Source organism: Desulfoconvexum algidum (assembly GCF_055382125.1).
The window spans coordinates 833666-859784 of sequence record NZ_AP042394.1 but is presented as its reverse complement, the minus strand read 5'-3'; the positions used below and the strand labels follow the sequence as shown (position 1 = coordinate 859784).

General features: G+C 46.2%; 24 protein-coding genes. 5 read left to right on the top strand and 19 right to left on the bottom strand.

Annotated elements, in window-relative coordinates; genetic code table 11:
- Positions 1 to 73 precede the first annotated feature (73 nt).
- On the bottom strand, positions 74 to 2533 hold the full coding sequence (locus ACZ45G_RS03840) for a flagellin N-terminal helical domain-containing protein (RefSeq protein ID WP_464175355.1): 2460 nt from the start codon (positions 2531 to 2533) through the stop codon (positions 74 to 76).
- A 383-nt stretch (positions 2534 to 2916) separates the two neighbouring features.
- Here ACZ45G_RS03840 and fliD point away from each other — a divergent pair, with 383 nt between their 5' ends.
- The 4 genes from fliD to ACZ45G_RS03820 all read left to right on the top strand — a co-directional run bounded on the left by fliD (position 2917) and on the right by ACZ45G_RS03820 (position 6268).
- Complete coding sequence (fliD, locus tag ACZ45G_RS03835; RefSeq protein ID WP_464175354.1) at positions 2917 to 4872, top strand: flagellar filament capping protein FliD; 1956 nt, start codon at positions 2917 to 2919, stop codon at positions 4870 to 4872.
- A 91-nt stretch (positions 4873 to 4963) separates the two neighbouring features.
- Positions 4964 to 5443 carry a flagellar export chaperone FliS gene (gene fliS, locus ACZ45G_RS03830; RefSeq protein WP_464175353.1) on the top strand — a complete coding sequence of 160 codons (480 nt, stop codon included), beginning with the start codon at positions 4964 to 4966 and terminating at the stop codon, positions 5441 to 5443.
- 23 nt (positions 5444 to 5466) lie between these two features.
- On the top strand, positions 5467 to 5871 hold the full coding sequence (locus ACZ45G_RS03825; RefSeq protein ID WP_464175352.1) for a hypothetical protein: 405 nt from the start codon (positions 5467 to 5469) through the stop codon (positions 5869 to 5871).
- A 10-nt stretch (positions 5872 to 5881) separates the two neighbouring features.
- Positions 5882 to 6268, top strand: coding sequence for a flagellar protein FlaG (locus ACZ45G_RS03820; RefSeq protein ID WP_464175351.1), 387 nt, complete (start codon positions 5882 to 5884; stop codon positions 6266 to 6268).
- A gap of 6 nt (positions 6269 to 6274) precedes the next feature.
- Here the strand turns inward: ACZ45G_RS03820 and fliW are convergent, their stop codons facing one another.
- The 11 genes from fliW to ACZ45G_RS03765 all read right to left on the bottom strand — a co-directional run bounded on the left by fliW (position 6275) and on the right by ACZ45G_RS03765 (position 19674).
- Positions 6275 to 6712, bottom strand: coding sequence for a flagellar assembly protein FliW (fliW, locus tag ACZ45G_RS03815; RefSeq protein ID WP_464175350.1), 438 nt, complete (start codon positions 6710 to 6712; stop codon positions 6275 to 6277).
- Complete coding sequence (csrA, locus tag ACZ45G_RS03810; protein WP_464175349.1) at positions 6709 to 6960, bottom strand: carbon storage regulator CsrA; 252 nt, start codon at positions 6958 to 6960, stop codon at positions 6709 to 6711. The genes fliW and csrA overlap by 4 nt, the downstream gene beginning before the upstream one ends.
- 35 nt (positions 6961 to 6995) lie before the next feature.
- Positions 6996 to 10076, bottom strand: coding sequence for a flagellar hook-associated protein FlgL (flgL, locus tag ACZ45G_RS03805; protein WP_464175348.1), 3081 nt, complete (start codon positions 10074 to 10076; stop codon positions 6996 to 6998).
- 12 nt (positions 10077 to 10088) lie between these two features.
- The gene (flgK, locus tag ACZ45G_RS03800; RefSeq protein WP_464175347.1) at positions 10089 to 14309 is read right to left on the bottom strand and encodes a flagellar hook-associated protein FlgK; all 4221 of its coding nucleotides are present in this window, start codon (positions 14307 to 14309) and stop codon (positions 10089 to 10091) included.
- A gap of 1 nt (position 14310) precedes the next feature.
- Positions 14311 to 14814 carry a flagellar export chaperone FlgN gene (gene flgN, locus ACZ45G_RS03795; protein WP_464175345.1) on the bottom strand — a complete coding sequence of 168 codons (504 nt, stop codon included), beginning with the start codon at positions 14812 to 14814 and terminating at the stop codon, positions 14311 to 14313.
- 208 nt (positions 14815 to 15022) lie between these two features.
- Positions 15023 to 15337, bottom strand: a complete 315-nt coding sequence (locus ACZ45G_RS03790; RefSeq protein ID WP_464175344.1) for a rod-binding protein — start codon at positions 15335 to 15337, stop codon at positions 15023 to 15025.
- A gap of 34 nt (positions 15338 to 15371) precedes the next feature.
- A complete protein-coding gene (locus ACZ45G_RS03785) occupies positions 15372 to 16415 on the bottom strand; it encodes a flagellar basal body P-ring protein FlgI (RefSeq protein WP_464175343.1) in 1044 nt (347 codons plus the stop codon).
- Between the two features lie 14 nt (positions 16416 to 16429).
- Complete coding sequence (locus tag ACZ45G_RS03780) at positions 16430 to 17149, bottom strand: flagellar basal body L-ring protein FlgH (protein WP_464175341.1); 720 nt, start codon at positions 17147 to 17149, stop codon at positions 16430 to 16432.
- Positions 17150 to 17166: 17 nt separating this feature from the next.
- Positions 17167 to 18171, bottom strand: a complete 1005-nt coding sequence (gene flgA / locus ACZ45G_RS03775; protein ID WP_464175340.1) for a flagellar basal body P-ring formation chaperone FlgA — start codon at positions 18169 to 18171, stop codon at positions 17167 to 17169.
- 6 nt (positions 18172 to 18177) lie between these two features.
- Entirely contained in the window at positions 18178 to 18960 is a 783-nt protein-coding gene (gene flgG, locus ACZ45G_RS03770; protein WP_464175339.1) for a flagellar basal-body rod protein FlgG, read from the bottom strand.
- A gap of 18 nt (positions 18961 to 18978) precedes the next feature.
- On the bottom strand, positions 18979 to 19674 hold the full coding sequence (locus tag ACZ45G_RS03765; RefSeq protein ID WP_464175338.1) for a flagellar hook-basal body protein: 696 nt from the start codon (positions 19672 to 19674) through the stop codon (positions 18979 to 18981).
- A 464-nt stretch (positions 19675 to 20138) separates the two neighbouring features.
- Here ACZ45G_RS03765 and ACZ45G_RS03760 point away from each other — a divergent pair, with 464 nt between their 5' ends.
- Positions 20139 to 20345, top strand: a complete 207-nt coding sequence (locus ACZ45G_RS03760; RefSeq protein WP_464175337.1) for a hypothetical protein — start codon at positions 20139 to 20141, stop codon at positions 20343 to 20345.
- Positions 20346 to 20421: 76 nt separating this feature from the next.
- On the opposite strand, the gene ACZ45G_RS03755 is transcribed toward ACZ45G_RS03760, so the two are convergent.
- From ACZ45G_RS03755 to ACZ45G_RS03725, 7 genes are read right to left on the bottom strand one after another with little or no spacing between them, the layout of a single operon-like run.
- Positions 20422 to 20694, bottom strand: a complete 273-nt coding sequence (locus ACZ45G_RS03755; RefSeq protein ID WP_464175336.1) for an EscU/YscU/HrcU family type III secretion system export apparatus switch protein — start codon at positions 20692 to 20694, stop codon at positions 20422 to 20424.
- A gap of 36 nt (positions 20695 to 20730) precedes the next feature.
- Positions 20731 to 21807 (bottom strand): hypothetical protein, encoded by a 1077-nt coding sequence (locus ACZ45G_RS03750; protein ID WP_464175335.1) that lies wholly within the window; start codon positions 21805 to 21807, stop codon positions 20731 to 20733.
- Entirely contained in the window at positions 21804 to 22460 is a 657-nt protein-coding gene (locus ACZ45G_RS03745; RefSeq protein ID WP_464175334.1) for a hypothetical protein, read from the bottom strand. Before ACZ45G_RS03745 ends, ACZ45G_RS03750 begins: the two co-directional genes overlap by 4 nt.
- Positions 22457 to 22756 carry a hypothetical protein gene (locus ACZ45G_RS03740; protein ID WP_464175333.1) on the bottom strand — a complete coding sequence of 100 codons (300 nt, stop codon included), beginning with the start codon at positions 22754 to 22756 and terminating at the stop codon, positions 22457 to 22459. The genes ACZ45G_RS03745 and ACZ45G_RS03740 overlap by 4 nt, the downstream gene beginning before the upstream one ends.
- A 12-nt stretch (positions 22757 to 22768) precedes the next feature.
- Positions 22769 to 24451, bottom strand: coding sequence for a hypothetical protein (locus ACZ45G_RS03735; RefSeq protein ID WP_464175332.1), 1683 nt, complete (start codon positions 24449 to 24451; stop codon positions 22769 to 22771).
- Between the two features lie 16 nt (positions 24452 to 24467).
- Positions 24468 to 25205, bottom strand: a complete 738-nt coding sequence (locus tag ACZ45G_RS03730; protein ID WP_464175331.1) for a sigma-70 family RNA polymerase sigma factor — start codon at positions 25203 to 25205, stop codon at positions 24468 to 24470.
- Positions 25206 to 25225: 20 nt separating this feature from the next.
- A complete protein-coding gene (locus tag ACZ45G_RS03725) occupies positions 25226 to 26119 on the bottom strand; it encodes a MinD/ParA family protein (protein WP_464175329.1) in 894 nt (297 codons plus the stop codon).

Sequence of the window (26119 nt, the reverse complement as noted above, 5' to 3'; positions counted from 1 at the left end):
AAGAAAAAAAATTGGGCAGCAGCGTTAAAAGCTGCTGCCCAATTCATAACGACTACCAGTTAATTCTATAAAATTACTGGAGCAGGCTCAAAACATTCTGTGAGGTTGCATTGGCCTGGGCCATGGCAAATGTACCTGCCTGGCTCAGAACCTGCATTTTAGTAAAATTGGCTGATTCTTCAGCAAAATCAACGTCACGAATGTTGGACTCGGCCGCACTCACATTTATCTGGGTTGTTGAAATATTGGAAATGGTGGAGGTCAACTGGTTCTGAACAGAACCCAAATCAGACCTTACCTTGTCAAGGGATTTCAGCGCAGCGTCTGCAACGGCAATCCCGATCTGGGCACCCTCCTGGGTGGTCACATCCACATCGGAAAGACGATAGGCCTGGCCGTCAGACACCGAAGAGCTGGTGCCGTCTGCAACGGCTGCATCATTTTTTGCCAGGGTTGAGTTAGCAAGCAGGATGGAGCCGCCTTCAATCTGCATATCCTTTGTGGTGGTAACCGCACCACTGGTGGTAATATCATAGGTCAGCGTAGTGCCTTCCAAAAATTTATCACCGCCCTTCGCGACAACATCATCGGTCAAGACAGTCCCTGCAGCAAGGGTGGACCCGCTGGCGATGGTAGAACCCGTGGCCAAAAGCATGTCTTTGTCATCATCCACCGTGATCTTCTCTGCAATCACACCGCTTGAGCCCAGGGAGGACCCGTCTTTGAGAACCGTCTTATTACCAAGGGTTGAACCGGTTTCAAGAACCATGTTACTGTCTACGTTACCATCACCGCTAAACTGAAAATTAGACGAAAACGAACCAGCAGAGAGGATACTGCCGCTTAAAATAGTTGTACCGCCCTTTACAGTCATGTCTCCAGTGGTGGTTACGTCTCCAGCAGCTGTAAATTGACTTTCTAATCTACTGCCAGCCTCAAGAACGGATCCGTTTGCCAAGACTGAACCAATTCCAAGAGTTGTATCGCTAGTCAGTGTTAAATCGGCCGTGCTTTTAACAGAAACGGCATCTGCACCACTTACCCGGGTATATACATCATCGCCGGTGCCGCTGACAATAACGGTTGCGGTTGCTATTCCTGAAAGACTGGCTGACACATCCCCTTTGAACACGGTTCCGCTGTTCACGGTAGAAGATGCTTTCAAGACTGAACCCTCAGCTACAAAACTGGTACCACTAGTTGTTGCGACTGCTCCAGAAGTTGTAAATGTGCCTTCGAGGACAGTTCCAGATGCGATGAGTGATCCGGAAGCCATTGTAGAACCCGCTGCAATAAGAAGGTTATCATCTCCTGCGGTTGTGGTTGTCTTACCGGAAATGGTAAATGATCCGGTAAGCGTTGTACCGGATGCAAGGGTGGTATCTGTTAAAGTGGAACCTGCCGTAATGACAGAATCCTGGGTAGTTACTGCGGCACCTGAAACAATTATGCCTCCCTCAACCGTTGAAACGGCAATACCAGCCTGGGCATTAGCATCGGTGATGGTAATCTGACTGGTGCCTTCCTGGCGAACTTCAATCTTACCAAGGGTGGACATATCTTCTGTGCCGCCCATGACAGCCTGGGTAGCTGAATCCATGGTGACCTCAATGGCTCGGTTGTCCGTGGTGGTCATGGTGAGAATTCCAGCTTCATCCACGGAAGCAGTCACCCCATGCTCAGAGGTTTTATTATTGATGGCTGCAACCAGAGCGCCGTCGGAGTCATTGACTGCAACCTCCAAAGCACCAATGGTAACCCCGTTGATGGCAAAGCTTGAATCTGTGGTGCCGGCTGTAATATTCCCATCTGTTGTGCTTTCAACAGAAGCTGTGGCAGAGATACCCAGCACATCGCTCAATTTATTGAGAGCATTTGCAATGGCGCCAACCCCATGTTCTGCATCATTGTCATAGGCCAGCTCAACCGAGTTCAGAGAATAGGTCTCGTCCTTCAGGTTGCTGTAAACATTAAGTTCAGTGACCCCGGCCCCTGCAAAAGTCAAATCGGAGGTGGTGACATGCCCGATCTTATTGGCTTCAGTGGACTGAATGGAGATATCAATGGTTTCACCGGCATAGGCACCGATCTGGAATGATTTGTTGGTAAAGTTACCGGAAAGAAGCTTCTGGTTATTAAAGGATGTTGTTTTGGCAATGGTATCCAGCTCTTCCCGGAGTTTTGAGATATCGGCCTGGATGGCTTTCCGAGATTCTGTGGTCTGTCCGTCCTGGGCCGACTGGATGGATTTTGTTTTGATCGTATTAACAATATTAATGGACTCTTCCAATGCCGCATCAGCCGTTTGAACAATGGAAATACCGTCATTTCCATTTCTGATGGCCTGACCCAGACCCAGGGACTGGGAACGCAACGAATCGGCAATGGCCATACCAGATGCATCATCAGCTGCCTTATTGATTCTCAAACCGCTGGACAGTCTACCAAGGGATTCTGAAAGGCTGTTGTCTGTATTGGTCAGGTTCTTGTGGGCGTTCATTGCTGCGATGTTGGTATTAATTCTTAATGACATGTTTTATTCCTCCTTGAGAGTGTTTAGTAAGGGAATCCTTTCCCTTGCTTTGTTTTATTCCGATATTCAGCCCCTTTGTCTTCCAAGCCCTCCCCTTAAAAAATTGTATGTTAAAATTCCGTTTTTTTAACACAGCCAAACATCCGAACCTGAAAGTCAATATCGACGCCCCGACCAATAACTTTAACATAATTTGAGGCATCTACTTTTTTTTAAATGAAGCAGATGGAATTAAACCCCTCTTTCCAGGCTGGCTTGAATTTTCACAAAATTATTTTTCTTAATGTTTTATATCCTTATCCGATAAGGTATATATAAGTAGATAAATTTTATAAATGATCTGCTCATGGTTTCATGAAAAAATATTATTATGGAGAAACGCTATGACAACAGGATCAATTTCATCCTTGGGGATAGGATCCGGGCTTGAGCTTCAGGACATCATTGATCAGCTCTATGCCATTGATGAGGCCCAAATCACGGCAAAAGAAACTGAGATAACAGAACTCGAAACCCAGGTTGATGCCTATAACACAGTCAATGCAAACCTTTTTTCCATTAAATCAGATGCCCTTAATTTATCCCTTTCATCAAATTATCTGGACAATTCTGTTTCTGTGACCGATGAAGATGTCATCTCTGCCACGGTGGGGGATGGGTATGAGGAATCTTCCTATTCCATTGAAACAACCCAAATAGCAAAAAGAAACTCATGGACATCAACCGCGGTTGAAAATAAAAATGATATCATGTTTGCCGAGCCTGCATCCGGGCTTGCAGACCATGATACAACAGAAGCAATCAGCGAAGATACCACGCTTACCATGTATTACGGCACCTATTCCGAAATCAGTACAGACAGCAGTATAGCTGCCGGTACAACAGACAGCACCTTTGCCATTAACGGGTTTACCATTGGGGAAGTGACGGTGCTTGACAATGATTCAGATGCAGCTTTAGTTACGGCCATCAATTTATTGACCGATGACCACGGCGTTACCGCCTCTGTGGATGATGACGGTATTCTTACCCTGGTGTCTGCGGACCACAGCGAGATTGAAGTGACAATGGATGCCAACACCCAGACCGTATTTGGCGGGACAAGCGACATGTCAAATCCTGGCCAGGAACAGATTGATATCGATCTGACATCTGGAATGACCCTTGGTGAAATTGTGGATGAAATCAACAATTCGTCGGACAACCAGGATTCAGACGGGAACCAGCTGATAACGGCGGCTTTTACACTGGGTGATGACGACCAATATTATATAAAACTATCTGCCGCATCAGGCGGGGACAGTGCCGACTCGGAAATAAGTGTATCAGACTTTAACTGGATTGGCGCCGACACCACCGTTTCCATCGCCCAGGATGGTGACACAATGTATGTGAGCGTACCCCCGGGAACAAGCTATGAAGAGATGGTGGATCTTATAAATGACGCCGACGACAACACCGGTTTAACCGCGGCAATTATCGATAATGGCGATTCAGATACCCCCTACCAATTCACTTTGACAGCAGATGACACAGGGGAGGATGCAAGGATAACCCTCAGTACAAATTTTACGGGCGCATCAGAAGTGACCGGTGCCGATTCAGCATCACTCAATTCAGCCTTTACCGTAAATGGCATCTCATACACAAGACAATCCAACACCGCCATAGATGATGCCATTACTGGTGTCACCTTAAGCCTGAAGAGCGTTGGAGAATCGACCCTTTCCATCGAGGTCAGCAATGAGACGGTTAAAGAAGACCTTATGTCCATGGTTGAAGGGTTTAATTCCGTTATTTCCTATCTTAAAGGCACAGATGCAGACGCAGACACAGAAGATGATACCGAAAATGTCTTTGATGGGCTAACCAGTGCCAATAGACTGGTTTCCCAGCTCAAGTCTCTTTTAACCACTGTTCTTGATGTGGATAATACCTACACAAGCCTTATGGATCTTGGACTTGAGATAAGCAGCGACGGCACCATCAGTATTGATGAGGATACCCTTGATGATGCAATTGCTGCAGATTCTGATGCCGTACAATCCTTGTTTTTAGGGGATTCAGACAATGAGATTACAGGACTTGCAGACACGATCAATGATGCCTTGACAAATATGGTAAGCACAACCGGCATCGCCTCAACTGAAATTGATGAGGCAGAAGTCAGAATCGCAAGGCTTGACGAGGAGATTGAGGAAGACACCGAGCGTCTTGATACAAAATATGACCTCATGGCTGCCTCCTTTGCAAACCTTGACACCTATATCAGCCAGCTGAATACCCAGTCAAGCCTTCTGACCTCTCTGTTTGAAGCATTCTCTAGTGCAAGCGAGTAACCGTGACAACTTTTATCTAATTAATCTCAAGAAAAGCATTCCGGACACCGATACAAGAACTAACAATAACCCCTCTATTCAGGAGATTTGAATGGCAGCATACCAGCAGATAAACACCTATTTAAACAATCACTATGACGGCATGGACCCCGAACAACTAATACTTATGCTTTATAAAGGAGCCTTACGCCGCATGTGCCTGACCCGGGAGGGAATCAAAGAAAAAAATGCCAAAAAAAAGGGAGAAAATCTTTCGAAGGCAATCGCCATCATCTCGGAACTTAACGCCTCTATCGATACCAATAAAGGGGATGAAACCACCCTCTTTTTAAGGGGGCTTTATGTGGCGATTCTTGCAGAACTGCCAAAGGTAAACTTAAATAATGATTTAAAAACCCTTGACCGTGCGGAAAAATATATATCCCGGCTCAAGGAAATTTGGGAAACTGATGTCATGGCGAAGAAAAAGAAACCCGTGACCAAAGGTATTAAGCCGTCGATTCCGTTAATCCCCCAGGCGACCTTTGACGGGACCCCGTCCAAGAGTTCATTTCATACAATTTCTGTTTAACAGGCAAACAACAGGATGGACTTATGGAAAAAGAATTTAAACTGATTGAAGAAAGAATAAACCGACTGTATGATATGCATGAAATTCATATGGCCTCCTTTGAAAAGGACGCCTTGCCCGACCTTGAAAAACAGTCTCAAGAACGGGAGAGTGAAATGAAAGCCCTGATAAAGGATGTTAAAAAATTGCTGGCAACAGCAGAAAACAAAACCGGGCCCCATGCGGGCTCAATGATCCTTGTTTTAAAAAACCGGGTGGCAACCCTTCTTGAACAAAACAAAGCCCTCCATACAAAGGTATCTGCCGTCAAGGACAAATTAAAAAAAGGCATGAACCAGTTGTCAAAAGGGAAAAAAGTCATCAGTTCTTACCGATCTGCGACGGCTGTTTCAAATCGCCCACGGGTTATCAGCATAACAACTTACTAAGGAGGCTCTCATGAATATAAATACGATAAACGCCATGGCAACATCAGTGGAAACAGTCCCGTTGGTATCAGCACCTGAAAAAAGTGATGCACCTGAAAAAACAAACAGCAATGTATCCGATGCCGCCCAAAAGACGTCTAATATGAAAGAAGAAAAGGAAAATAATTTTTCCCCGGAAGAGGCAAAACAACTGGCAACAGAAATGAATGAAATCATGGATGATCTCCAGACAAACCTAGGGTTCTCCATACGGGAAGACCACAACCAACAGGTGGTCGTGGAAATAACCGACAGGGTAACAAAAGAACTTATCAAACAGATTCCCACAGAGGAGATGCTGAACCTTAAAGAAAAAATGGAAGAGTTCTCAGGCCTTCTTTTTGACCAGAAAGTTTAGTGTTTTTTAGGAAGGCTCCAGAATATTGTGCTGGTGGGAATAGCTTGAATTGGATATGACAACCTGAATGGCCTCATTGTTCTTCGCATTGATGACGATGGGTCCGATTAAGTTGGCGGTGACTTTATTTTTCTTCTCCCCCTTAACAATATTGATAACCACATACACCAGCAGATCTTTTGTCTCAATGCCTTTCCAATCCCTCAATTCAATAAATCCCTCAAGATCAATTTCATAATCCGGCTTAAAAAGAAAAGGGTTCATCATGGCAAGGGCCAGATTGGGTTCTTCCGAAGACTGAAACCAGCAAAAAGGTGCTGATTTTGGATCTTCAAGCAGGACAAACCGCTCAAAGCCGGGAAAGCCGGGTAGTCCTTCGGGCATGGAAAGGATCTTGTTCTCGTTAATTTCTATCTCGCCGAATTTTCTGGTCTGTATTTTCACTCTTTTGTCTCCTTGGACAATTTCTTTTTGAAAAGGTCAACAGCCTCTGCAATATCCGTTACATCTTTTGAAGCAGCTTCAATGTTCTCATTTTTTATCTGTTCCAACACTTCCATGCGAAGGATTGTGATTTCTCGGGGCGCATCTATCCCGATTTTTACCACCCCGCCCTCTACACTCAGGACACTGACAATAATATTGTCTCCTATCTTAATCTTTTCCTCTGCCCTTCGGGTCAGAACCAGCATTATATATCTATCCTTTTATAAATGATCCACAAGGCTTAGCTTAAATAATCCACAAGGCTTAGTTGCATAATGGTTGCCGTTGAGCTCAAGGCCGCCTCATAGGCGGTTTGAATGGACTGCAGATTCAGGGTGGCCTCGATGATATCCACATCCTCTATGGTGGATTTTCTCTCGGTCAGACTCAAATTCACCTCACTGGTGATTTGGCTTCTGATCTCCAGTCGCTTATCCCGGATACCGATATTCACTATTTCCGATGTCATATTGTTAAACTCGGCGTCAAGCCTTCCCAATGTCCTCTCAATACCATCCACATCATTATCCGCTAAATATTGATTCAGGTCAAGCAGGGTATTGAATAGTCCCCATTCAACTTCCCGGTCACTTTCAACCGGGACGGCAGTATCATCGTTCGCACCAAACCCAAGGGTTTCCCCGATACTCTCACCGGTCCCCCCTGCTGAAAGGGGAGCATTTTCTCCTGTCTGCCACAACAGGTTGAACTCGGCAAGTCCAGAGCCATTCTCTTTAATGGTAAAATTTTTGGTATAGTCGTCCCAACTTACCGAATAATCGATCCGATTCCCGTCTTGATAGGATTCCTCCTCCAGGGCCTTCTCCACTTCAAGGGCAAGCTGGACATGGCTGGTATAGGTTTTATGCTCAATTGATGCGGTCAATTCATCCGCATCCTGGCCCTCATTTCCATAGAGGATCTCGCTGAAGTTAATTTTGTCATTGGTCCCGTCAATGGTGATATTTACAATGGGTTCATCACTTTCAGAAAAGGTGACCTCATCATCCCCGTAAAACCCAAGAAGATCTGCAGCACTCTGGTCTGTATTATCTCCGGTCTGCCACAGAAGAGAAAATCCTGTAATCCCTTCATCACTTCCCTTGATGGTGAACTCACCGGCCGTATAATCATAGGCCACCAAATAGCCGACCTTATGGGGAGAATCCAATCGCATGGCCGTCTGGATTGCCGATGCCACATCATCCAGGTCGGTGTAATCGCCTTTGGGGATCACAACGCTGATTTCATCTGAAACCGTTCCATCTGTTGAGATTTCTTCGAAATCGATCCCATTGTTGGTATCGTCAAAGGTCATCAACACCATGTCGCTGTCCCCGGTATAGGCCGTCCCGATGCCGCCGCCGGTATCGTTTGTGGCATCAAAACCCAGGCTGTCGCCGATGCTGTTGCCGGAACCATTGGCAGTGCTCCACAACAGATCCAGGCCGGTCAACACCCCGCCACCCGATCGCTGGATCGAAAACCTGTTGGTGGTCTCGTCATAGGAGGCATCATAGGTCACTGAATTTCCCGATGCAGCAGAGGCATCATCCATGGCGGTTTCAACCGCCGCCTCAAGATCGGCCATGCTTTTATACGTGCCTTCTTCAATACTGGCCCATAGGGTTCCGCTGGGGGTGCCGCCGCCATCAGTCTCTTCAAAAGCAAGGCGGTTGTTGGTGCTGTCTATTGTGATATATAATTGAGCCGTATTATCACTTGAGGGATAAGATACAATGTCGTCCTGGGGATAGTATCCCAGGGTAGCGGCCGTTGCCTCGGTTGTGGCAGAGCTGCTCCACAGAATCTGAATTTCATTTAAGGAACTGCCGTCTTCCCTGATATTAAACTTACTCTCCCCCGAATCATAGGAAACCGCATAATTAATGTTATTTCCTGTGGCTAAACTGGCAGCTTCCAGGCTGGTCTCGATGGCCCCGGCAAGATCATCCATATCCGTATAGGTGGTATTGGCAATGGTGGCGGAAAGGGTGGCACTGGCAACCCCGGATGAATCCACCTCCACAAAGTCGATGGTATTATTTACCCCGGCCGTAATGACAAGATCTGTGACAAAAACAGCCTGGGTGTCGGAGGTGGGGGGGGCATAGATGGAATTGTCTCCGTTAAAACCAATTTCATTGCCCACACTATGGTCCCCCTGGGCAGCGACAATATCAAACTCAATAGACTGGCCCCTTGTTGTGACCGGTGTAGAAAGGGTGATGGTGATATCTGCCGTACCAGACTCGTCCAGGTCAATACCAATGGTGTCATCGGTGCCGGATATGGTTGAGGGGATGATGACATACCCGGGGTTGTTGTCAATGTCCCAGGTTCCATCTCCCTGCCAGGTAAGCCTGAAGGGTTCCGTGGTATCAATGGTGAGGGCATCCGCATTTTCCACCACGAGATTAATGTCATCGACGTTGATCGAGCTACTGGCAGAAATATTGTTCACATAGGCGTCACCTCCCGTATCCCACATGAACTCGGTTCTCATATACCCGTCAAAGGACCCGTCCTCCCGGATGGAAAAGGTGCTTGCATCCGCGTCATAATCCACTTCATAGACAACTCCATACCCATCGGTTTGAGAAGCCTCGTTCAAAGCATTTCTCAAGGCAAGCTCAAGCTCTTCGGGCGTATATCCCCCGTCTTCGATAGTGGCTTCCAAAATGATTTCCGAAGCAGACCCATGGCCGTTGTCTTCTTTAAAGACAATGGTGTTATTGGTTGAATTAATCTCCACCTCATCGTCCCAAAAAATTTCCGAACCCACACCCCCCACCTGGACGATGAGGTTTTCGTCTGTTTTAATTGAAAACGGGATGGTGTTCCCATTATACGAGACCCAGGGCGGGTCATCCCCATCATTGTATTCCAGAGGTGCGACATCGGTATCGGTGCCGCTGAAAATATAATTGCCTGAAATCTGGGTATTGCCAAGACCGACGATCTGCTCGATAATGCCGTTGATGCTGCCAATGGCATCCTCTCTTTCACTGGCGCTCATGGAGGCATTGATCAATTGGCTCGACTGAGTTTTTACATCCAGAATAAGATCGTTCACGCTGTCCAGGGCGTTTTCAGTACCATCCAGCCATGACGCCCCCATATTCACATTCTTCTCAATCTGCTCAAGGTTGCCAAGGGTGGTATCCAGATCCAGCACCTGGGAAAGGCCGATGGGGTCATCGGAGATACTGTTGATCCGCTTCTGGGTTGCCATCACCTCATTGGCGGACTGCAAATCGCTGGTAAGGCCGCCAAGTCTGTATATGGAAGCATTATATAACGAAAGATTAGGAACCCGCATTGTTTTCTCCTGCTATATTACGTTAATCAGGGTTTGCATCATCTCATCGACAACCGTAAGAAGCTTTGACGCTGCCGAATATGCATTCTGGTATTCCATGAGTTTGATCATCTCCTCGTCCAGGGAAACCGCTGATACAGCATTCCGCTGCTCGGTCAGGTTGTTCACCATACTATCGGCAAATTCCAGTGATGTCTTGATCCCACTGGAAATAATTCCGACAGAAGCTGTCATTGTATTAAAATATCCGTTCAGGCTGGTGGTGCTCAGACTGGAGTAGGCACCAGATTCCCGGTCATAGGTCCATCGTTTCATGGTAATGTCCTGATACTGAACATCCCCCATTGACAAAGCATTTGTATTGTCTCCCTGGCTGATTTCCCCGGTTTCACTATCGATCCTGGCGGCGGCGACAAACCGGGTGTCGGCCATCATTTCATTTATCTCGATGGTATCCGCATCATACCCTTCAAAAAAATTATTGATGCCAGCGGCAGCGACAAGGCCTGAGGAGGCGCCGGAGTCATCCGAGAAAGCAAACCCGATGTCATCCGGGTCCCGTTTTTCAAAATCCATTTTCACAAACCCTTCCTCCACTACTTGCTGGCTAAAGAAAATCTGGATATCGGCCAGGCCGTCTGCGTTAAAATCAATCCCGAATCCATCATCATCCCCTCCCTCAGGGATAAAGGTGGCCACTCCCCCCGTGGGGTCATTCACCATTCCCCATCTGCCGGAAGAACTGCGGGCAAACTCCAGATCATCCACACTAAAATCAATGGCGCTCCAATCAATTACCGAAATACTGACATTTTCTTCGTTAAACCCGTTGCTGCCGGAATAGGTCACATTGGCAAGGGCATAATAGTCTTCCGATGCCGCAAACTGAAGCCGATTGTCCTCTGTGGTGGAGGCGGTCATCCCTTCGGCCTGCCGGTTAAACTCGTCGGCAAAGGAATCGATAGTCCAATGCCAGTCAGACATCAGTTCGCCGGTTGCCTTCCCGTCTTCATTGGTGGACAGGGGAACCCCTGAGGCATCCGTAGTAATGGTGAAAACATCATTTTCAAAGAGGGCACCGCCATAAAAGTTCAGGGTCATGCCGTCCACCTCCACTTCATAGGCAGCGCCTGTAGCAAGGGGAGGATCAGACCCTTCCATCTCGATGGTGCCGGAATCCGTGCCTGTCTTCCATTCAATAACAATGGGATCGTCCGCCGAAACAAGCCCCTCCACCGTTCCCCCGGAGGTAACCGTGAACTGGTAGGTTTCATTTTGGGTGTCGGCGGAACCGGAAACGGTAAAATCCAAAGGGTCCGGGCTCCCGGTTTCGTCTGTATTGATGGTCAGGATGTTCCCCGCCACCAGGCTTCCGGTGGAGAGATCAAAGGAAAGGGTGGGGGCCCCGGATTCGACAATGGAGATATTTCCGTCTTCTTCAACGGTTATCAACCCATCCTCCCCGGTAAAAAGCCCGTTGGAATCATATTTCTCCCATCGGATGATTCCCTGGTCCGCATAAAGGGAGGCGGTGGCAAAATTACGATAGGGATTATCCGATTCCAGCAAGTCATTTTCAGGGTTGCTGGTACCGCTGCCGGTTCCGGTGGTGACCGAAAGCGTGGCTTTATTGATACCGCTATCCGTAAAATTGGTAATGGCAATGGGATCATCAAAGGAAGCGCCTTTCAAGATTGAAACAGAAGAACCTGTCTGCAGGATCTCATAATCTGCATCCTTGCCGGCCGCAATCAGATCTGCATTCAATGCCGCCGCAAGTTCCGTGGCAAATTCCAGGTCAGTGGTTGATGCGGCGCCAACGGTATAATCAATGGTCGTACCATCCAGATCAAAGGAAATGGTATCCCCCGCATCAAAGTTGGAGAATCCGTTTTCCCCTCCCAGGGTCATGATGGAGCTGCCGGATTTTGCCCAGTTGCCGTCAAATAAACCACCGACGCCTAAAACATTTGAATGGATGGATACACCCGGATCCGTAAGAATCGTGAGCGTCCCCACAATAACCCCGGCAGATACACCACCGGCACTGGTCTCGTCAAGGGTGGCAAAGGTTCCATTTCCCGAAAATTCCAAAGTATCGGTACCCAGGGTATCGGCATCATAGGTCTCGACATCCCCTGCCCCATCAAACAAGAACACATTATTTCCCACAGACAGGCTTGTACCGGACAGCTCGTTGATATCAAACCTTGCATCAAGCCCGGTGTCGCTGTCCCCGTCCCGGACGGTGAGGTTGGACCCATCCGTGGTTCTCAATATGATGGCGTTGGTTGAAAGGTCCTGTTCCACGGTAAAGGGCACATCTGCAAGGGCCGCACTCAACGCATCGTAAAAAGCGGTTGCCATCAAAGCGTCGTCGCTGGTATCAATACCTGTGGGCAGGGAGACGGAGATATTGGTCGTGGTGGCAGCCGAGGTTCCGAAACCACTGGATTCCACCGTAAAGGTGACACTGTCCCCGGCATCAAAATTTGAAAAACTTTCAATCTGCACACCGGCATTGTCAACCACCTCAAACGCCTGAACACCAAGGGTACGGCCGGTGCTGCTGGTGATGTCCAAGCCGTTTGTGTACAGGTCCTGGTCATCATTGATGGTATTGATGTTTTCCGCAGCCCCCCTCAGGGCCTCTTCAAATTGCTCGGCCAGGCCTCCCAGGTCCTCATCCACGGTAAACCTCTGGTCAGAGGTCAATCCGTCCACGTAGAGGGAAAATTCTACCACATCCCCGTCCTCGGCATCGGCGATACCGGCCAGATCAAACTGGGCGGAAAGTTCAGAGGCATAGGCATCCACCCCATCGATGGCGGATAATGATTCGGCAATGGATGCGGCTGATCTTTGGGCATCCCCGCCCGTATCTTTGATTTCAATCACTTTAACACCCGAAGGAGTGTCATTAATGGTCAGGGTCTGTTCTGCCAGGGCCAAATCCAGGGCCGCTGCCACATCTGTATTGGAAGGTTTGACCTGGCCAAGCGTGGTCCCGTCTGTCTGGATAACCGATTTATCCCCAAGGGTTGCACTGTCAACCACCGTCAGTTTGTAGCTGTAGGCATCCAAGCCCGGAGCAGATCCTGACCAGCCGGAAATGCTGGCCTCGGACAGGTTCATATCCATCTCGGTCTTTGTATACTGGGTATCCGCGCTGGAATAATCAGCCATCCACATGACAAAGGCCTCGGCATAATCAATTTTATCACCAAAATCATAGCTGGAAAAAAGGCCGCTTTGATCGGTTGCATAATCCCCGGTGACAACCCCGGTAAAATACTCCAGTCCAGTTCCCTGGGAATGCTGATAGTTCATGGCCCAGATCAGCTCTTTTGTCAGGACATCCAGTTCCTCTGACACCTTGGGAAGAATTTCATCCCGCACCTCAAGCCATCCGGCAAGCTTTCCGCCGGAAATATTAGCAGTGATATCCTGGGCAACCCCGTATGACCCCTGCCAGAGAACCTTGTCATCACTCTGGGAAAGTGTGTTATATTCCGCCCCATTGACAAGGGGGAAGCCATTGCCGACAGTTACAATAACAGAACCATTGGACTTTTCAAAGGAATCAAGATCAATGAGCTGGCCCAGATCATCTATAATCGCGTTTCGCTGGTCCCTTAAATCATTTGCAGACATATTGCCCTCAAGACCGGTGATCTGGACATTCAAATCGGCTATCTGGCTGACATAGGAATTAATCTGGCTCACAGCGGCACCGATCTCCTGGTTTAAGTCTGTCTCCATGTTGGCAATATCGGTACTGGCAGAGTTAAGACGGTTTGCAAGGATAGTCCCCTGCTCGTATACCGTGACCCGTTCGGAGGACCCAAGCGGATTGTTGGAAAGATCGTACCAGGAATTCCAGAAATCTGTCAGCAGATTTCCAACACTTGAATCAGAGTCCGCATCAAAATATCCCTCAAGAATATTCATATAGGCTTCAGCTTCTTCATAGGCTGCCTGATTGGACAATTCATCGGTCAGCCGGTTTTCAAGAAAACTGTCGACATTCTGCTGGATCTGGGAGGTATCAACCCCTGTACCGAAAAGATATCCAGCATAACGGATGGACGTCATGGTGGTCTGATCGGCCGTCTGCATGCTATAATCTGGATTATTTACATTTGCAATATTGTTGCCGGTTACGGCCAACCCATATTGCTGTGATAAGATTGCCGACTTGGATATATTGAGAGTAGACCCTAAACCTGACATTTTACACCTCTACCCTTAAAAGCGTTTTCACGGAATTGTCCGTAAAAACCTTGCCGGTATTGTTATAGGCTTTCTTGTTTTCAGTGCCAATAATCGTTGCAAAAATACCATCAATCACCGACAGGTATTCGTTTGTATATCGTTTATTCTCCGATGCCAGGGCGGTGATTTCTTTCTTAAGGGTCTCTAACTTTACTTTAACTTTTTTCAGGCCTGATTTTGTTTTTACAGGGAGCGGCAGGCTATTTATAACCTGGGATAGACTGAAAGCGCTTGCCTGCATATTCAAAGAAAGTTTTTTCTCTTCAAAGAGAGAAAAAATCCGTTCTCTTATCCCCAGGATTTCCAAGGCCAGCTGCTTTTTTCTCTCCAGGGTTTCCCACAGGGAATCGACATTCATATCAACAATATATTTTTTTTCCTGCTCAAAGATCTTTTTCAACTCTTGATATAATAAAAGTTTTTCTTGAAGCATATTCTCTATTGCACAGGCAAAATTTTCCATGTTGATTCTCCTTTATATGCTATCGGTATCTGCCGGCATTTTTTTAAATTTAAAAAATGCACTAAATAGATAGAGAGGAATTTTTTTCCCCTATTCCCGATTTTATGCGCTGTTATTGAGCTATATATATGTAATAGCAACATGTATGCCATAAACTTAAACTTTGGGAATCGACAAGACTATAAAGGATACGGATTAGAGGGGCAAATTAGCGGGAACCTTTTAACTGCTGGTATAAAAAATCCCTAAGGCCAAGGGATTTTTGACTTTTTGACAGGGTCTCAGCCAAATTTTGATCCTGCATGGATTTATATATATTGGTGGCATTGGATTCTTTAAACAGGGCATCACCGGGCAGGGTCTTGCGCATGGATTGAAGCATTTCCTTCATAAAAATGGCTTCAAATCCGGCACAGGCATCTTTGAGTTCCCTGTCTTTTTCAGGATCAAGGACTTGACGTTTCATTTTATCAAGTCCTGAAACAGAAAGATTTTGATGAATTAAATCAATCGTATCGGTCATGGATTATCCTTTGTACAGGCATAAGATTACCTGGCTATAAAATTTCAAGCTCAGCCTGGAGTGCGCCGGCCGCCTTTATCCCCTGGAGGATACTGATCAGATCCCGGGGTTTAACCCCTAAAGAGTTCAGCCCCCGGACAAGCTCTCCTATGGTGGAACTCCCCTCAAGATTCATCACACTCTCCTGGGTTTGATTCCCCGGCGCAGTATCAATGGTGACAGACAGGTTTCCATGGGCAACAGCAACACTGGAAATGGTTACGTCTTGACCAATGACAATGGTGCCGGTTTTTTCGTTTATCACCACCTTGGCAATGGTATCTGGAATCACTGACAGGGTTTCAATATCAGCGATGAACTCGGCAACATTTTTTTCCCACATGCTGTCTGGAACATTCAAATCCAGAGCACTGGCATCGATTATTTTGGCGCTGCCCTCACCAATGGAAGCGTTGATGGTCTCAGCCATACGTTTGGCCGTGGTAAAATCCGGCCGAAACAAAGAAAGGACCAAGGTTCGTTTCCCATTTAGTTTGAAGGGAATCTCTTTCTCCACAGAGGCCCCATTTGTTACCCGCGCCACCAGAAGATGGCTGGCCCTGTCCCCGGTACCATCGGGGATAGCAAGACTTAAGGAACCCTGGGCAAGACCGTAAACCTGTCCATCAACCCCCTTCAAGGGGGTCATCAATAGGGTGCCGCCCTTAAGGCTCTTGGCATCCCCCATGGAAGAAACGGTCACATCCATTTTATCTCCGATCCTGGCAAAAGGCAAAATATCAGCCGTCACCATGACAGATGCCACATTTTTAACCTTAATATCCCTCACTGAATTATCAATATTCATTTTGTCCAGCAGATTAATCAATGACTGACGGGTAAAAAGGACATTGTTCTTATCTCCTGTGCCGTTCAACCCCACCACCAATCCGTAACCGGTCAACTGGTTTGTTCGAATGCCTTGGATGGCGGCAAGATCCTTTATTCTTGCCGCATCTGCCATGACGGGAAAAAGCAACCCCGCCAACAAAAGCAGAACAATTCCTTTTTTTTTCAGGCCAGGGGCACTGACTCTCATTGGATCTCTCCTAATTACCACGGCCAGATATTCTCAATCAACCGGGTTCCCCATCCAGGGTTCTGTTTATCCGCAAGGTTGCCCTTGCCATAATATTCAATGCGGGAATCGGCAAGATAGGTAGAATCAACCCGATTGCTGGCGGAAATATCCTTGGGCCGGATAATTCCGGAAACCACAATATATTGGACCTCGTTGTCCACCTTCATTGCCCGTCGGCCAAAAAGGCTGAGATTCCCGTTGGGAAGGACCTCTGTTACCCTGGCGGCAATGGAAGCCGTCACCTGGCCGCTTCTGTCACTTTCCCCTTCCCCGCTAAAAGAGCTTGAAAAATCTGTTTTCAAAAGGCTTGTGGCATCGGCGGCAGCCCCCAATTTGGAATCAATGCCAAACATGCTGATCGTGGGAACCCCTATATCCATACCAGTTTTTCGGGCGGACTCGGTATTAACATCCATTGATGAGGAGGAATTTTCCACGATATCAATGATAACCGTATCCCCCACATGATTGGCCTTAATATCCTCAAACAAGGACCCTTTATCATTGGTCCACAAAGAGCCTTCCGACACCCGATTGGCTGTATAATCCAGGGACAATGCCGGTTCAAGACTCCCCCCCGGCGGAAGTACAAGGGTGGAGGTATCCTTCCCCCCTGTGGCACACCCTGTCGCTAAAAGACCCAGCAGGAGAAAATCAAAAATTTGGGTTATATACTTAAAATAGGGCTTCATTGGCTCCTCCTTTTATCTCAATAGATAACTTCAACGGTTGAGCGTTCCTTAACCAGACCCCGGACTATTTTCCCCGATCCAATATTTTCAACCCGAATCAATTGATCGGCATATCCATCCTCTTTTGATATGGCGGATGTCACAATTAAAAGCGCATTTTTCCTGGCAACCAGGGTGATAATCTCCCCCTTGTGTATCAAGGGGTTTTCCGCAAGAGAAGATAGTTGAATATATGCGTCCTTTTTGACACTTTCTGATAAAATTTTTCCCTCTATTTTCTGGTTTGCCAGAACAACCTCACCTCGCAAATCAAATAAATTTTTCCGGGCAAAGTAAACATCTTTCTCAAGAAGTTGCTCCCCCTTTGCCAGCGTTCTCTTTGCACAAAGAATCCTATCATAAAGCGCCACCTTGCCGGATATCCGGATTCTGTCCTCCCGATTCCCCGCGATGAGAATATCCATCACAAGGCGAAGATTACCATGGGTGTCGATTTTGCTGCTTGATATCCCTGACAAATCCACATTCCCCTGGGGATAAGGGCCAATATCCTTGACCGTAAGCTGTTCCAACTCATAGTCTTTCCCTTTGAAATAATCTGACAAAAAAATTTCCACCTGATCCTGAAGTGCCTGTTGCCGGATCTGCTGGCTACCACGCTTCACATAAATTTTTTCGGGTATCTCAATTTCCACCCCCTCGGGCATACCCGTTTGTGACTGGATCAAAGAGGCAAGATGCTTTTTGCTCAATTGTTTAATTTCTCCTGGTTTGGGCGCACGCCCAAGTTCCATATTTTGTAGAATCTCCTTTAAAAAAGGACCGGCCTGGATCTGGGCAATCTCCCCAAGCAAAATTTCAGACCCTTGGACCACACTTGTTTTTGTCACCAGAATCTTCACTTCCCGGGAAACGGATGTACCTGCAGCCAAATCCATTGGGCAAACAAGAGTCCAAGCGACAAATGCCATCCCCAAAAAGGAACCCAGGCATGTTGCGCTTATTGACAAATAGTGTTTCATATTATCCTATGATTTAAGACCATTGGCGGTACTCAACATGGAATCGGCCGTTTGAACCGTTTTGGAATTGGCTTCATAGGCCCGCTGGCCCACGATCATGTTGACCATCTCTTCAACAACACTGACATTGGACAACTCCAGGTAATTGTTAATGGTGGTGCCAGCACCATCTTCTCCCGGGGTTCCTTCCTGGGCGTCACCAGACCCTTCCGTGGGTCGAAAAAGATTCTGCCCTGTGGCAAACAACCCGCTTGGATTGATAAAGGTAGAAACCAAAATGTTTTCAGTGGCAAGGATATCTTCGCTATCACCAAAAACAGTCAGGGTTCCGTCGGTCTCAAGGGTAATGGTGACCGCTTCTATGGGAATGGATATTTCGGGTTGCAATCGGTCACCGCTGGGGGTGGTTATGTATCCGTCACTGTCCAGGGTAAAATCGCCTGCCCGGGTATACATATCTTCATCTCCGTGGGTCACCCGGAAAAACCCATTGCCCTGGATGGCAAAGTCCAGTTGATTATCAGTTTCCGTATAATCTCCCTGGGTAAATATTTTCTGAACCCCCGAGGGTTTAACCCCCATACCGATCTGGATACCCGTGGGCACCTGTCCGCCACCGGGAGTTGTCTGACCTGCAACCAACAGGGTTCTGTACATCAAATCTTCAAAATGAGGCTTGGATTTTTTAAAACCCGTGGTACTTGAATTGGCCAAGTTATTTGCCACCACATCGGTGCTCAACTGCTGCGCCCCCATACCGGTTGCGCCTGAATAGAGTGATCGAATCATATCCTATCTCCTAAATTTTTACTGTGGCTTTCCGACCTCGGATATTGCCTTGTTATCCACTTCATCAAAGGTCATCATTGATTTGGTGAAAGTTTCAAACATTCTATGGTAATCAATCATTTTTACCATTTCTTCGGTCACCTGGACATTGGATCCTTCCAAAGCCATGTGTTTTATCACAACATTTTCCTGCAGGATCTCATCCCCCGTGTTCCCGGTATATACAAAAAGATTCTGTCCTTTTCTTTCCAGTTTGCTTAAATCCTCAAAGCTCACCACATCTAAAGTATCCACAACTTCTTCACCCACACGAATCTCACCGGCACTGTTAATTTCAATACCCTGCCCCTCTATGGTGGTTGTATCAATAAAAATGGCACCCCCCTGTCCCAGAATCGGATTGCCATTCATGCCCACCAGAACACCTTCACTGTTGAGGGAAAAACGGCCATCGCGCGTATATTGGATTCCCTCAACGGTCTCAACCTTAAAAAAACCAGGGCTTCCCAATGCTACATCAAAAGGGTTTCCCGTTGTTTTAATATCTCCCTGGGAAAAATCCCTATTCAATTGGGCTTTAAATTTTTTATCAAAACTGACAACATCCTTTTTAAAACCAGTTGTATCAACGTTGGCAATATGGTTGGATACAGCATCCAACTTTCGCTCCTGTCTCAATCCCCCTTGAACGGGACGGGTCATTTCAAGAATCATGGGTTCCCCTCTAAAAATATTCCTGGTCATGAAAAGTATTTGCAATATGGATGCCATGAATTTTATCTCATTACAAATAGCTGTTTCAGACGCTTTGACCGTATCATGTCCGGGGGCATGGAACCGAACATACAATAATAAAAACCAATAATTTCAATTGTTTTAGGTTGGAACCATTTGTTTAAAAAATATTTTTTTTAAAACAAGTTATTCTTTCTCCAAAATCCTTCCCGCCAAAAACCTGCCACAAACTTGGTTTAAAAATTGACGCACCCAGAAATTTTTTCCGATCTTTCCAGCCTGCCCAGGTGTTCTAAAAAAAACTCCCACATACAAACCTGTTCCCTGGTGTTACCGAGAATAAGCTTGCAAAATTTTAGATTTAGGGATAAAAACTGTTTTTTTCCCATATAATAAAAATTTAAAAAGCCCTTTTAAAAACCGTAAGGTTAAAGTGAGATTTAATGGAAACTGATTTTGAGAATGAGGAGAGTGGCACCCCGGTTATTCAGGAAAAAACAAAGGTTGAACTAACCGATTACTTTTGTCCTTTTTGCAATTTTAAATTGTTCCGGGGAAATGTACTAGACTTTAACATGGTCTGCTCCCAGTGCAATAAACTGGTAAGAAGTGCCATGATTGTTAACCCTGAAAAAAATCCAGAATCTTAAATTTCCTTCGTTCTTTACCCCCCTGTTGAGTTCAAACAAAAGTTTGCGACTCTCCAAAAACAGAAACCAGGATGATCTAGGACCCTTTCCCGGCATTGGCTGAATAGACAAACGCCAGTAATTCGGCTACTGCCACATAGATTTCCGATGGGATTTCTTCATTAATTTCAAGGGAGGATAATACTTCGATAAGGTCTGGATCATCTTTTATGGGAATATCATGTTTTTTTGCCAATTCAATGATATTTTCTGCAACCTGACCCTGGCCCTTGGCAACAACCCGGGGGGCATCATCTTTTTGTTTATCGTATTTTAATGCAATGGCTTTTTTAATATTTTTTTTTGGCATAGGATCCTATCAGATCACCCGATTAAATAACCCCGATTAAATAACAATGTTCAATACGGAATCATCCCCCGTTTCAAACAAGGACTCCATTAAAACATTGGGGTGTATTTCTGCCTTGGCACCCGTGAGACACTCAATATTGCCGATATCATATTCCAATTGTTCAAGCTTGGTTTTCAATTCCGGAATCAGGGTTTTCAGATAGGCACAGACCCCATCATTTTCCAGAAGAAATCTACCGGTAACAGCTTTTTTCAATATAGAAAAATCCGCCCGAACCGCTCCCAGCTGTGTCATATCCAAAAGAAAGGAAACCCGGATCACTCGATGGCCATCTTTCGTTTTATCTTGTTTTTTGTCACCGGTATCAATGAGCAATTGCCCAAAACTTAAATCGGAACCCACAAATACAGGAAAGGGAAGAAGATAACGGCCGGATTCAGAGGTCTGGGTATTGAGCAGTTGAAAACTTTCCAGGGTGTCTAAGAAAGCTGTGACCGGTTTTCCCAACTCTCCCTTGGATGTTGCCAGGGCATCGCCCAGGGAAGATGCCAGGGACAACTCATTTAAAAGCGCTCCCTTTAGATCCTGTTTCTGGAGTTGAGCCAGATTTAAATTAAGGGTATCCTGCCCTTGGGTTTTCAGGAGAGACCCCAATTTTTTTTCCCACATCATTCCATTGTTTTCAATGAGGCGGGGCAAAAAGGAATCATCCCTTTTCCCCGATTTCAATGCTGTTTCCTGAAGAATATCTTTTACAACAGGGTCCTTTATTTCGGTAATATCCGGCATGTTATTTTTTGAAAGGAAACGGATCAGGGAAACCAATTGTTTTTTTCCCGCGGCCTGTGGGAGTTCCTGCAACTTGAGTTGGACAATATCCTTTTCTTGAACCACCCTTAACTTAAGTTCCTCCCCGGGACTGAGAAGCAAACCGGTTTTTGCAATAATGGTTTCACCGTTTATCAACAACTGGGCTTTACCCGAAGATAAGAGGCTTAACACCGTTGCCGTGACAACCTGACCCTTTTTGAAAACAGATTTTTCAAGGGCCTTTCCAGCCTCTTTTTGAATCACCATCTCAGGGGGGGATATATGGATCTTGGAGATCACTGCCCCTTCTCCATTGCCATAAACTTTTCTTTAAGATCAATCACAAGTTGAACCTCCCCTTTAGGAATTGAAAGTTTTGCAGCAATGGTATCAACATCTTCTCTTTGATGGTAGAGATCAATAATCTGATTTTGCTGGTCCAAGACATTGCTCGCCCGAAAAGAAGAAGGAGCAGGCGTTAAAACCTGTGCCGGCTGCTGAATCGTTACCTGACGATCCTCCAATTTTTTCTGAAGGGAATCTGCTCTGGATAAAAGCAGGTTGATACTGATAATTCTTGTATCAAGGGCATCATTCAGGTCCCTGGATAATTTTCTTTTTTCCCGAATCTGTTCATCAAAACTTTGAGCGGCCTTCCTGGATTCTGTGACCAAAGGTTCCAGCAAATCAAGGATTTCCCTTGCGGATTCCAGCGCCGGATTTTCCCCTGGGATATTGGAAGGAGAATCCATCATCCCATCCCTTGATCCAAGGTTCATTTGCCCAGAGTTTATCTGCCCAGAGTTTATCTGCCCAGAGTTTATCTGCCCAGAGTTTATCTGATTGACCCGTTGATTTATCCTTTTGGCAAATAAAAGCAACAACACCACAAAAAAAACATCAATGATAAACAAAACTGAGATCAAAAATTCAAGAGAAACTATATCTGTCATACTGTGGTATCCAGCAACCGGCCCGTGGCATCCGGGTCCAGTCCCATTTCTTTGTCCTGATTGATTTTATTTTTTTTCCTGTCTGCCATTTGTTTTCGTTCTTGTTCTCGTTTTTCTTTCTTAAGGCGTTCAGATTCTTCAGAGCCTTGAACCGTAGATCCTTTAACAATTTCCTGGGCTTGTTGCTGTACAACCGCCTGATCCAGAGAGGGTTTAGGGGTATTCCCCTGGTTACTCAATTCCTGGGCAATACTTGACTGCTGTAGCATCTGATTGTGCCCGGGAATGGTTGTCATGAAAGAATCCCCCTAACTGGCCTTAAATGATTTAAAACTGACTTTCTCTATATAATCCGAGGGCAGCATTTTTTTCAATGAGGTTTCAATCCCCCATATCAAATCCGCTTCTGTTATCTCATTTCTTTTTTCCCCTAGAAGATTCTTTTGAATGGACTCATATATCAAATCCCTGTAGAAGGAAAGATTGTCATTAATTTCATGGTATGCCCTTTGATCGGAATAATCAATAGAGATATCAGCCGTAAGATAGGCCATATCCTTGGATAGATCAGAGGCCAGCACAACAAAATCTCTGAGAATAATATTGCCGGATTTTTTATGATCCATAGCTACCGTGACATCCATATCCACACTGGTCACTTCAATATCTCTGCCCGGCACTTCCATGACAATTGGAACAGATATTTTTTCCGGCACCTGGACAGGGGCCTGTGAAAAAAATAAAAAATAAACAATGGGAACTGAAATACCCAACACCAGTATGGCTGAAACAGTGGCAATCACAAGCTTGGACTTGGCCCAATTTTCCCATGGTTTACCCGCCTCATCTTCATCCGGGAAGTCATCTTCTCCCCCTGCAAGCACCACCTGATCCCCCCCAGACCCGTCATCGCCTTCATCGTCACCGTCCAGGATATCTTCATCATCAAAATCGTCATCCATGCCATCGCCCATATCATCGCCCATTAAATCCCCAAGAAGATCCTCATCTTCCTGGTCAGCCGCCATCAACAGAGTATCAATATCATCCTGGGAAATGAGGATATCCTCTTCATCCGCCATGAAATCCTCATCCTCATCTGACGCCTGCAACAAGGCATCAATATCATCCTGGGACACATCATCACCATCCAGGTTTCCCGTATTAATATCAGCATCATTGATATCGGTATTTAAAAGGTCTTCAAGTTCATCGGAAGCGCCAGATTCCAGATCATCCTCACCTTGATCCTCCAAAAAAACAGGCGAGGATTCAATATCTTCATCCAGCACCACAGGATCTGGCTCCACAGGATCTGGCACCACAGGATCCGAAATATCTTCAGGCTCAGGTGCATTTTTGATTAATTCATCAAGGGTTTCCTGGGTGATCAGGCATGCCGATACATCAAGGCCGTCAGCTTCATCAATCACAAAATCATCAGAAACTATTTCAGCCTCATTTGTTTGTGTCTCACTTATTTCATCAGGGCTGGGCTCTTCATCAGAAGGCGTCATCAGTTGGTCAATATCATTCTGGGATATCAATTCCATATCCACATCATCCCCGTCATCCTCATCTGCCGCCAGATCATTGCCACCCATGAGGCCGTCGATGTCATCCTGGGAAAGCTCTCCCATCTCGTCCACTTCTGCCGCCGCGTCATTGCCGCTCAAGAGACCGTCGATGTCATCCTGGGAAAGCTCTCCCATCTCGTCCGCTTCTGCCGCCACGTCATCGCCGCCCAAAAGGCCGTCGATGTCATCCTGGGAAAGCTCTCCCATCTCGTCCGCTTCTGCCGCCGTATCATTGCCGCCCAAAAGGCCGTCGATGTCATCCTGGGATAATTCCCCCGAATCATCCGGATCAGGGCTGTTCTCATTCCCTTTTTCAAGCGTTTCTTCCGCCTCTCCAAAGGAGGGTGAATCTAAAAGCTTATCAATATCATCCTGGGAGATTAAACTTTCCTCTTCTAAACTTGGATCCGACATGGGTGACCTCTATTCTTTAGGTTTCATAATCAACAAGCTTGGCTTTCATCTTAATCAGGACCGCCGAATGGATTTGACAGATACGCGATTCGGTCAGGGACAAGACCTCTCCTATTTCCTTTAGGGTCAATTCATCATAATAGTAAAGAGAAACCACCATCTGCTCTTTTTGGGTAAGCGTCTGGATGGTTTTCGCCAAAACATGTTTAATTTCAGCCCTGTCAAACTGATCGGCAGGATTATCTTTTCCCTTGACCCCGGATTGAAATCTGGTTTGGGAAAAGATATCATTTTTTTTGGTTTTGACAAATTCATCAAGGCTCAACACGGCAGCACCGTGAATATTGGTAAGCATATCCTGAAAGGTTTCCAGATCAATGCCTAACGATTCGCATATTTCTGAATCCGCTGCCGGGGAGCCTTTTTCGTCTTCGATCTTTTTTGTTGCCTTTGTAATGTCCTGGATTTTTTTTCGCATGGATCTTGAATAGGTGTCCATACTTCGCAGTTCATCAAGGATAGCCCCTTTGATTCTGTACTGGGCATAGGTTTTAAGACTGACATCCTTTGATGGGTTAAATTTATCCACGGCATCAATCAGCCCCAGAGATCCGGCCGAAATTAATTCATCCAGCAACACGCTTGTAGGGAGCCTTGTGGCAAACCGATACGCAATATGTTTGACAAGATAAGCATATTCAACAATGCTTTTTTGTCGCCATTCAAGATGCTTTTTTGTTGCCGGTTTTGTCATCTTCTCCTGTGTATACCTTTTCACCTTGCAGCCTGGAACACCCTGTTCATAAAAAAGGTTAAATTCCCATCCGCTCTGTTTTTATCCCCATCGCAAAGAAGCTTGGACGCAATGGTTTCCACTGCCTTTGACGCCGTTGCATCAGGGAATTCATCCAGCAACAGTCCCCGTTTTTGAACTGCCCTTTGAAGCTGCCGGTCAAAGGGAATATACCCCGTATATTCCAATACAACATTTTTCAAAAATTTATCCAGGGCATTGCTTAAAGAAGCATATACCCGTTTGGCATCCTTTTCAGAATCTGCCATATTTACCAGCAGTTTGAAATGCCTATACCCGTATTTTTGTGACATCACCTTCATCAAGGCATAGGCATCTGTAATGGAGGTAGGTTCGGTTGTGGCAACCACCAGACACTCATCCGATGCCGCATTAAAATACAACACATTGGAAGAGATCCCGGCCCCGGTATCCACAAAAATGATATCGGCTTTGTCTGCAAGGGTTTCGAACTCACTTAGCAGGGTGAGTTTTTCACCTTCATTCAATTGGGTCAGATCGGCGAATCCAGACCCCCCCGGTATAATGCCGATGCCATGGTGGGTTTTAATCATGACCTGGTCCAGGCTTTTTTCCGAAGAGACCACATGGCGAATATTGTATTCCGGCCGCAGATTAAAGACGATATCAATATTGGCAAGGCCAACATCCGCATCAATGATCACCACCCGTTTTCCCTTTTGGCTCATGGCCACGGCCAGATTTCCCACTATATTGGTTTTCCCTACTCCGCCCTTGCCGCTGGTAACGGCAATGACCCTTGGAAACTTCTTTTTCGGGGATGCCATGGCGGCTTTTCGCCTTGCCAGGGCATCTGTTTGTGCAATTTGCCGAAGTCCTTTTGCCTGATCCAC